Raw genomic sequence first — 2,070 nt, 5'->3', positions numbered from 1 at the left:
ACCGCTAGTTTGTGCCACATCAAAGACGGGTAGATAGCGATAACCGACAATGGCGCGCTCATCGGTGGTATCAAGATGCTTCTGCTCGGCTGGTGTTAGCTTCTTAATGATCGGAGCCGCAATCCGAATGGATTTAGCGCCCTTATTAACGGTGCGGTTAAAAGCCTTCTGCCATTGCTTAAAACCGGCGACTTGAGTGGCTTGAGGATTTTGCGCATAAATTAAATCAATGTTTCTGGCGCTATAACGATGAAATTTAGCCAGGGTATTGAGATACTTTTTAAATTGGTCACTATCAGTTAATTTTAGGATTTGCTGTTCAGCCTGGGCGACTAATTGTGCTTTCCAAGCCTTAACATCTGCTTTATTTGGCATAAGTTACCCCTCCTCATCTTCAAAAATATCATTCAATGTTGGCAATGATCTTATTTGAATCGGGGTCGTGCCATAAAGGGCAACGTAGCCATCGGCTAATTTTTGCCAAGCCACTTGATAGTAAGCTCCATTTCCAGTAATTTCTTTTAAATACTTGTAGGCTCCTTTAGTCTGCAAAACCGGTAATTCACTCCCAATGACTGTTAATTCGTTATCCATTTCATGATCTCCTTTGCTTTGCTAATCTCACCCGTTGTTTGGGTTTACTTTTAGGGTTGTAAAAGTGAACCTAAATGACGGGTTCACCAACCGGAACGTAGTGCAGGGCGGTAGGCAGGTTCTAATCAAAATCAAAACTTAATTTATGACCGTCAAGTTTTAGCTTGGCGTCAAACGACTTTCCCTTTTTGCTCTTGAAACCCTTTAATTTTCTGGTTTTCCCTTTGGTGACCAACGCTTTAATTGCGGTCTTACCGAGGGTCTTACTGCTCCATTTCTTGGGCAGGGTAAAGTCTTCGCCTTGCTTAGGCTTTACAATGTAAAACTTCTGTTTATTTAAAACGGTCGCTTGCGGTGTTTCTAAGAAGACCTCGTCGGACTTTTGTGCTTGCTGTTGGTGATTGATTTGTTGCTTAATGGCTGCATTGCCGGTTAATTGTGTGGGAACATCAGCGATTAACTTCGCCACAAACTTCTTGATTTGGCTCAAAAAATTATCCGGAGTGCGTTCTTCGGTACTGATTTGCTGTAACGCTTGCTCCCATTTAGCCGTCATTTCTGGGCTAGTTAGCAAGGGTTCGAGTTCAACCGCTTTACATAAAGTAATCCCCGCTTCACTGACGTGCAGCTTATTTTTTTCAGTGACGAGATAGCCGCGTTTTTTTAATATTTCCAGTACATTTGCCCGGGTCGCACTTGTCCCAATGCCTTGCACATCTTTGAGAATCGCCTGGGCTACTTCATCATCAAGCGTTTTGCCAGCGGTCTTCATGGCCGTAATCAGGGTACCTTCGGTAAAGGGTACCGGAGGTGTTGTTTCTTTTTGCGGCGTTTGCAGATTCGCTTGAACTTGGTCGCCTTGGTGAACGATCGGTAGGGTGGCTGCCTCTTGCTGGTCGGTTTTGTGATCATCAAATAAAGCTTGCCAACCTTGCTTAGTTGGGACCTTACCGGTTGCTTTAAAATTGGCGTCACCAACTTGGGTGATAATAATGGTTTCCTCGTACTCGTACGGATCAGCAAACATGGCTAATGTGGTTCTTAAAACCAAGTCATAGACTTGTTGCTGTAATTTAGGCAAGCTGGCTAGTTTCTCTTTCGTCGGCACGACTTTAGTCATGATAATGGCGTAGTGTTCTTCAACCTTTTTTCCATTAACATAGCGCTTATTTGGGGTGGTATTGGTTAAAGCGACTTGTTTAGAGACTAACCCCAGATACTTCGTCAGATTAGCCACTAAATAATCAAATTCTTCATCAGTGATATAAGCACAATCGGTGCGGGGATAACTGAGTAGTTTGTCTTCGTATAAGCTTTGAATAGCCGCTAAGGTTTGGCTGGCGCTGGCGTGATAACGTTTATTCATGGCACTTTGGAGACTAGATAGCGAGAATAGTTGGGGACTAGCACGCTTCTTGCCTTGCTTTTGGACGTTCTTGATTAAACCGGCCTGTGAGCTTTTCTGAACGCGTTTAG

3 protein-coding genes are annotated in these 2,070 nt (G+C 43.8%); all 3 read right to left on the bottom strand.

The window, feature by feature from the left end; all coding sequences use genetic code 11:
* Positions 1-375, bottom strand: a 375-nt coding sequence (locus ACKTR2_RS10185; RefSeq protein ID WP_407885018.1) for an ArdC-like ssDNA-binding domain-containing protein, incomplete at its 3' end; no start/stop codon positions are given.
* 3 nt (positions 376-378) lie between these two features.
* Positions 379-594 (bottom strand): hypothetical protein, encoded by a 216-nt coding sequence (locus ACKTR2_RS10180; protein ID WP_041153659.1) that lies wholly within the window; start codon positions 592-594, stop codon positions 379-381.
* A gap of 121 nt (positions 595-715) precedes the next feature.
* Positions 716-2,070, bottom strand: a 1,355-nt coding sequence (locus ACKTR2_RS10175) for a type IA DNA topoisomerase (protein WP_407885016.1), incomplete at its 5' end; no start/stop codon positions are given.

Source organism: Furfurilactobacillus curtus (assembly GCF_045862785.1).
GTDB lineage: Bacteria > Bacillota > Bacilli > Lactobacillales > Lactobacillaceae > Furfurilactobacillus > Furfurilactobacillus curtus.
The sequence above is the reverse complement of the archived record's forward strand: the minus strand, read 5'-3'. Positions and strand labels throughout refer to the sequence as shown.

Bases quoted from the DNA above. Each gene is read 5' to 3' on its own strand.
- ACKTR2_RS10180 (WP_041153659.1), bottom strand. From the start codon at position 594: ATGGATAACGAATTAACAGTCATTGGGAGTGAATTACCGGTTTTGCAG.